We start from the raw sequence: 1,652 nt of genomic DNA, 5'->3' as shown, positions 1-1,652 counted from the left end.
ATGACTCAAAACGGACAGGCCGGGTCGGGTGGGAAAGACTATGGGAAGGCTGGTTCCTGCTACAAACGCTTATTGATGGGTATTTACTGGCTAAATCGGTTGATGTAGAGATGTGACTAAGAGACAGCGCGGGCGGGGGCTCCCCGCAGAAATCCATCGATAAGCGGGCTTCGCCAGCCCGCACCCGGCCAACCCGCGTCAGCGGCGCAGACAAGCTGCCCCGCCGCCACGGGTTCCCAATAAAAACCGGTTCTGGCAGGAAAAGCGGGCGGAAACCCGACACTGACATCGGGGAAAAAGTGAGCTAAAATCGGCCAAGTGCTCGTCGGGGCGAGTTAACATGTTCTTTAACAGGGTGGGAAAAAGCGGTGGAGAAAAAGGCTGCTAAATCAGGGGGAAAGCTCCGCTAAACTGTATGATGGCGTCGGGATAGTCCCTAAGACCCGCTAGGGCTAAATGGGGGTCCGAACCCGTATGCGTACGTCCATAATCCGGCAAACTGGATTGATCCGCTGGGTCTTGCTGGCTGTCCAACTGACTATAGTCAAAAGAGAAAATATTGGTCATCAGACCCGATTACATTTAAAGGGAATAAGGTATATCAAAGAAATGATCTGTTTGATCCTCAACATATGTCGGCATGGCGAGATCAAGGAAAAGTGATTCGAGGAACTAATATTGAACGAATGGCATCAGGTAGGGCCCCTGTTGGGCATGATGGAAAAGCTGTAAACTTACATCATATGTTACAAACTCAAAACGGTCCTATTGCTGAAATGAGCCAAACATTCCATAAAGTTAATCACAAAGCAATTCATATAAATCCTAATACGATTCCTTCAGGAATAGATCGAGCTACATTTAATAAATGGCGAGAACAGTATTGGATCAATAGAGCTGGAGATTTTAAATGAACAGAGATGAATTAATAGATTTATTCGCGGAATATCCCGATTTATTAAATATGGGAAGTGCAGATGATGCACCCTCTCCTGAATGGATAAATAAAACAGAAAAAGCATTATCACTAACATTACCTGATGATTATAAATGGTTTTTGAATAATTTTGGCGGTGGTGATATATGTGGAGATGAGATATATAGCATATATTGCATTCCGTTTGAGGAAGCTATTGGCGGTGATTTAGTATATCAAAATACAATAGCTAATAATTACCTTAATGAAGGAAGGTTAGTTGTCTCAAATACAGACTTCGGAGAAGAATTTTATTTCAACACAAATAATTTGGTCGAAGTTTATATATCATTAGGAACAGAAAATAAATTATATGCAAGCAATTTCATTGAGTTTTTATATAAGCGATTGATGTCATATAAATAAATATGAAAGGCTGGAAGATCTCAAAGATCTTCCAGCCTTATTAATATCTACCGTGGCGCATACCCACTGTACGCTAGAGCAGATTGGAGCTTAGAGATCGCATCTTTGATCTGATACGCTTCTTCGTCATTCACGGCACAGGCGCGTATCTCCGTCCAGTTCAACCGTTTAACCAGTTGGGCCAAGGCCAGCGCTTCAATGTGGGTTAACTGAATGTCCTGTAAATGTTCAATCACCGTGTTCATTTTATCCTCTCCCTTAGCCCGCGTTGTACTCAGCCAGCATCTCCCGCATCCGCAGCTTAATCTCA

At 43.5% G+C, this 1,652-nt stretch carries 3 protein-coding genes; 2 read left to right on the top strand and 1 reads right to left on the bottom strand.

The annotated features are described in order from the left end of the window. The first annotated feature begins 632 nt into the window (after positions 1–632). Positions 633–914, top strand: coding sequence for an HNH/ENDO VII family nuclease (locus tag CKY02_RS25280; protein WP_191214983.1), 282 nt, complete (start codon positions 633–635; stop codon positions 912–914). Beyond that, positions 911–1,342: an SMI1/KNR4 family protein gene (locus CKY02_RS22970; RefSeq protein ID WP_110087159.1), complete on the top strand. Its 432-nt coding sequence runs from the start codon at positions 911–913 to the stop codon at positions 1,340–1,342. The genes CKY02_RS25280 and CKY02_RS22970 overlap by 4 nt, the downstream gene beginning before the upstream one ends. A 47-nt stretch (positions 1,343–1,389) precedes the next feature. On the opposite strand, the gene CKY02_RS22965 is transcribed toward CKY02_RS22970, so the two are convergent. Then, positions 1,390–1,587: a DUF7706 family protein gene (locus CKY02_RS22965; RefSeq protein WP_112897003.1), complete on the bottom strand. Its 198-nt coding sequence runs from the start codon at positions 1,585–1,587 to the stop codon at positions 1,390–1,392. Positions 1,588–1,652: the final 65 nt, after the last annotated feature.

The organism is Photorhabdus bodei (assembly GCF_003287735.1).
In the GTDB taxonomy this organism is placed as follows: domain Bacteria; phylum Pseudomonadota; class Gammaproteobacteria; order Enterobacterales; family Enterobacteriaceae; genus Photorhabdus; species Photorhabdus kayaii.
Note: the sequence above shows the minus strand (reverse complement) of the source record. Positions and strands in the feature narration are given on the sequence as shown.